General features: G+C 68.6%; 4 protein-coding genes. All 4 read right to left on the reverse strand.

The genetic code is table 11. The features are described from left to right. Positions 1-191 precede the first annotated feature (191 nt). A complete protein-coding gene (locus NG697_RS20865; protein ID WP_252615087.1) occupies positions 192-1,028 on the reverse strand; it encodes a hypothetical protein in 837 nt (278 codons plus the stop codon). After that, positions 1,025-1,912, reverse strand: a complete 888-nt coding sequence (locus tag NG697_RS20870) for a TniB family NTP-binding protein (RefSeq protein ID WP_252615088.1) — start codon at positions 1,910-1,912, stop codon at positions 1,025-1,027. The genes NG697_RS20865 and NG697_RS20870 overlap by 4 nt, the downstream gene beginning before the upstream one ends. 159 nt (positions 1,913-2,071) lie before the next feature. Next, complete coding sequence (locus tag NG697_RS21280) at positions 2,072-4,117, reverse strand: Mu transposase C-terminal domain-containing protein (RefSeq protein WP_252615089.1); 2,046 nt, start codon at positions 4,115-4,117, stop codon at positions 2,072-2,074. Continuing rightward, the gene (locus tag NG697_RS20880) at positions 4,114-4,998 is read right to left on the reverse strand and encodes a TnsA-like heteromeric transposase endonuclease subunit (protein WP_252615090.1); all 885 of its coding nucleotides are present in this window, start codon (positions 4,996-4,998) and stop codon (positions 4,114-4,116) included. Before NG697_RS20880 ends, NG697_RS21280 begins: the two co-directional genes overlap by 4 nt. Between the last annotated feature and the right edge of the window lie 18 nt (positions 4,999-5,016).

Here is a 5,016-nt window from a genome sequence, read left to right on the forward strand (position 1 = left end):
TGTCCTTTCTCAATTTAGTTGGCCACCTTGACGTGGGAAAAGGCCAGATAAATTGAGACGAATGGGGTAGGAACCGTCTCAATTTAGTTGGCCATTCCGTATGGAACGCTCGGCGTCTTTGTCCCACGGGGGTGAGGTCAGGGGAAGCGGGCTGAAGCCCAGTGCGCTGACTGGGGCGCCGTGGCCGGGGGCTATCTTCCCCAGATTCTCCAAGCTTGAGCCAGCGGCGCGCTGGATGGCGTAGCGCCTCCAACGCGGAAGGGATTCCTCTCGATCTCTCCGGCGATGGTGTTGAACATGGCGGTGATCCGGTGGGCGACACGCCATGATTCGTTGTCCTCGGCCCGGGGGAAGAACCCCGTACTGGCTTTGACGCTCATGGCGTGGCGTTCACGGGCGCTGAGCCTTGGTTGGAGCATCCGTGTGTTGAATCCCGGGTTCGTGACAAGTCGGGCGATTCTGACGGTTTCGGGGTAGGTGAGCAGGTTGAGGTTGGAGGTGGCGCCTCGCCGGTACCGCTCGGCAATGACGGATTGCCCGGTCCCGGTGATGGCGCATTCGCCGGCCCACTGGATGATGGAGGAGCGGACGAGGACGCCGCGTGGGGCGAGGACCCGGCGGTAGTGACGTTCGGCGGCGATGAGTCCGGGCAGGGCGCGGATGTCGTGCTGTGGCGTGCCGAGCCAGCGCCGGTGTCTGGCGCAGACCCACCCGGTGCGGGGCAGCCGCCCGGTTCCGCCTGATCCTTGGGTGCAGCGCAGGCAGAGCGTGCGGTCGATGACGTCGGCGCCGTCGATCACGGCGGGCGTTGCGAAGGCGCTCTCGTGGAGAGCGCCGAGGCTGCGCCAGGCCTGCAGCCTTTCCGGGGTCCGGCGGTGGCTGGGCTTGGGGAATGCTCCCGCTTCGGAGAGGGAGCGTTCGATCTTCTCGACGGTCGTGCCGTTGCGGGCTGCGTGGCGGGAGGCGTAGCTGATCAAGCCCTCGCCGCCGAAGATCCTGGTGGGGACGGGGAGCGGCTGGATCGTCACTGGGCCCGCTGCAGCCCGCGTTTGTGGCTGCCGGAGGACATGGCTGCACGTGTGTGGTGGTGTTCTTCGGCGGCGTAGTCGGTGGCTGTGGCCTGGAGGCGACGACGGTCGATCTTTTCGGTGTTGTCGATGATCGCTCCGATGGCTGCGTCCGACAGGAGGGCGCGGAGGCCGCCGATGCTCCCGCCGGTGCGGTCCCACAGGTATGCGGCTTCCTCGGCGAGGGATTCGGGTTCGTGCTCTGCAAGCGGGAGGAGGTCCTCGACGCCGAGGACGAGCTCGGTCCAGGCCTCGCGGTCTGTCTTGGATCCGTTCCCGTAGGGGCGCATCTGATGCATGATCATCCTGGCCTTGATCTGCCTCCCCATGTCCCCGGCGAACAGGTCCGTGGTGGGCAGGTCGATGCCGGCGTAGAGGAAGGTCGCGTCCAGTCGGTCAGCGAACTGCTTGAGGGTGCTGGCCGCCTCGGCGCCGGCCTGCCTGTTCGTCGTCAGGTTGTGAACTTCGTCGACGATCACCAGAGATGTCCCCAGGGTGCGCAGCACACCCACGACGTGCTCGGTGACCAACTGCGCGGTTGACCGCTGGGGCACCGGGAGGCCGAGCCAGGTGGCGAAGGCCTGCATAAGCATCCTCGGTGTGGTCGCTGGTGGGACTACGGCGTAGACCACCGGGGCGAAGGACACGTCGTCGATGCGATCGAGGCGCCTGCGCTCGGCTTTCTCATGGCGCTTGCCGATCAGCAGCGCAGCGGTGGACTTGCCCATCCCGGCTGCCCCGGAGACCGCAAGCCCTCGCCGCGCTGTGGCGGTAGTGGCCGCGTTGCGCGCGAGGATGATTCTGGTCTGCCGGGTAAGGGCATGCGTGTCCGTGGTCTCCAGCACGGTGTCGGCCGCCAGCCAGCCGAAACGTTCCCGGTCGTAGGCGTCCTTCTCCTCGGGGGAGAGTGCTTTGACGTCCTTGCCGGAGAGCCGCTCCGGCTCGATCGGGGCGTGGTCGACGAACTGGCGCCAGGCGGTCAGGGAGTCGGGGGTCGCGATGGTTCAGTCCTCCAGAAGGTCGATGCGGCGGGCATGTCGACGCGGACGCGGACCCGCAGGTGCGGTCGCAGTCGCCGCGGACGGGGCAGCGGCGCCCGGTTCGGGCTTAGGTTCTTCTTCGGGGACAGGGGCTAGGCGCCGCGGCGGAGCCGGATCCGGAACGCTCGACGGCGAGGCGCTGGCGCGTCTGGCGGCCCGTGCCTCGGCCCGACCTGACGGGGCGGTCATGATGCGATTGACCTCTGCGAGCAGGTCCGCGCCGGGGACGCTGCCGGAGCGCCTGTCCAGGGCCTTTTTCGCGGCGGCGAGGACGTCGAGGGAGAACGGGCCGGCGAGCTGGCGTGCCATGGTCCATTCGGCTTCGATCCAGACGCCCCTGCGGTGGTCTCGGACATGGATGGACTGCAGCCGGTAGGGGTCGTAGCGGATCTCCCAGCGTCCGTTCGCAGGGGCGGGCAGCCCCGAGGGCACGCCCCGGTATTCGTGCAGAGCGGGATTGTCGTAGTGGAGGTTGTGGAAGTTGATCCCGTACGGCTGGATGGTGCGCCAGTCCACGGGCAGCAGGGCGATGTAGTCCTCGCGGGTGAGCGTGACCGGGATCTGCGGGGCGACGCCGGAGATCGCGGCGAAGGCCTCGTTCGGGGTCAGGTCCTTCTTCGGCATGGCCGGGTGGCGCAGGCCCGGGTGCGGGCGGTTCTGCCAGACGGCGACGAGCCACCAGTCAAGCAGGCTCTGGATATCGGCGAGGCTGAACCGTGCCTCGGCGGCGGGGTCCTTGCCGCGGCGGACGACGTTCGGGCCGGTGTAACCGGCGAGGTATTGTGTGAAGCCTGAGTTGACCCCGGCGAAGAAACGCTCGATGTGCGGCTTGTCGGTCCCGGTCCGCGGGGCGGCCTTGGTCAGGCTGATCTGGAGGCGTTCGCACGCGGCGGTGAACGTGGCACCGATGTAGACCTTGCCCCGGTCCACGGTGATCGACTCTGGCACGATGACGGGCTTGGCAGCGATCGCGGAGCGGACGTCCGCGCCGCCAGGGATCATGCCCTGGGGCAGGACCGATCGGGAGTAGCCCAGGGCCCCGTCCCAGCCGGGCTGCAGCGGCAAGGGGGTCATGGCCCTGGCCAGCAAGACCGCGGCGTCCACTGCCTTGGTCGCCTCGGGGCGCAGGACCGCCGCCAGCGGCGTCCGGGTCGCGATGTCCAACGCGACGGTCAGGTCGGCCTTGCCCGTGGACCCGTCGGGGTAGATGAGCATCAGGTCCAAAGGGCTGGAGTCGATCTCCACGAGTTCCCCAGGCCGCATGGGCGCCTGCCGGCTCCATGTCCGGTCGGGCCGGCTGGCCTGGGTCCTGCGGGTCGTGGCGTTGCCGAACGGGTGCCGGGACTTCTCCAGTTTGGCCAGGATCCGGTAAAGGGTGGCGGGGGACGGGACCCCCAGGCCCTGCCGCTCGGCGAGGGCACGGACTCGGGTGACGGCGCGGGACCGTGTCCCGGTGGATGTGTTGGTCTGCCCTGCGATCTCGGCCTCAAGCAGCGCCACGAGCTCCGGGTCGGCCCAGCCAGCCAGGGTGCTCTGACGTGTGTTGCGCCCGTCGGCAAGTCCGGCGATGCCCTGCTTGCGGTAGGCGGCGACGTGGCGTCGCAACGTACGGGCCGCGATCGGCGTTCCCGCGGCGGTAAGCTCGGCCGCCTTGGCCTCGATGCGGCGCAGCAGCGGGTTGGCCAGGTCGTACTCCGGCGTGGGCGCCGTTCCCGGGGCAGCGTCCGGAGGGGTCCCGTTGACGAGCTCGTAGACGTGGCGGTGCAGCAGCTCAGCCTGCGCCCGGGCACCGGGCTCGAGCGTTTCGAGCAGCGCGACACCGTTCAGTGACGGCAGGGGAGCGGGCGCGTCAGGCAGGTACGAGTCGTCGGCAAGCAGCTCGGCGACCGGCACCCGGCGGATGCGGCCGGTGGAGAGATTCTTCAAAGCCAGCTCAGCGCCGTCGTGGGCAGCCACCTGCCAGGAGGCGCCGTCGAACTGGATGAAGTCAAACAGACGAACCGACTTCACGACGCCGCCTCCCGCGACCTAGCGTCCCAGGCGGAGCCCGCCTTCGGTGCGACACCCGGGGACACCGGCGTTTCTTGCGTTAGCGCGACGTCGAGGTCGACGGCCAGCACCCCGGTGAACAGCAGGTGGAGCACCTGCACGCGGACGATGCCCTCGTCGGTGCCCAGCGCCTTGGCCGCCCGCCGCACGCCCCCGGTCAAAGAGGCCTCCGGGCTGAACGAGTCGACCAGCACGGCCGCTGCGTTGCCGTCGGGGGCGAAGCGGTCCTGGCGGTAGCCAGCGAGCCACCGCAGATTCGACGCCCGCGGCTCGGCCAGACCGGTGAAGACCTCGTACTCCCATCCGGCCGCCGCGCAGGCTTCGCGGGTCAGGCCGAACTGGCGCTCTGCAGACCGGACACGGCCTGCAGGCTTAACATCGACGACCCTGCCCGTGCCATCCCGCAGCCGGACGAAGAAGTCGGGCACGTGCCCCCGGGAACCCTCGGTCCCGCGCGGCCACAGGAACGCGAACGGCTGGGACGCGACCCCAACGACATCCCGGTCATGGTCCGCCGAGAGCAGGAAGTCGCGCTCCAGCAAGCTCTCGAACCCAACATGGGACCGGACCGTGCTGGACCACCACCTGCCCTCGTAGTTCCGCTTGCCCTGCCACGAGAAGAACGCCCGCACCGGAAGCGCCGACTCAAGCCCGAGCGATGCCAGAGCCCCAGAAAGCGGCGTATTCGCCATCCGCCCGTCCAGGCGCGCCAGCAAACGGGTCTCGTCCGTCATGTTCGAAGGCAGCGACCTCAGCGGGCTAACAGCATCCATGGTGGCCAGATTAACTGAGACAAACCCCAGAAATCCGTAGGTGGCCAGGTAAGTTGCGAAAATGGCCAACTAAATTGAGAAAGGACA

Origin of the sequence: Pseudarthrobacter raffinosi (genome assembly GCF_023913835.1) — a bacterium.
GTDB classification, from domain to species: domain Bacteria; phylum Actinomycetota; class Actinomycetes; order Actinomycetales; family Micrococcaceae; genus Arthrobacter; species Arthrobacter raffinosi.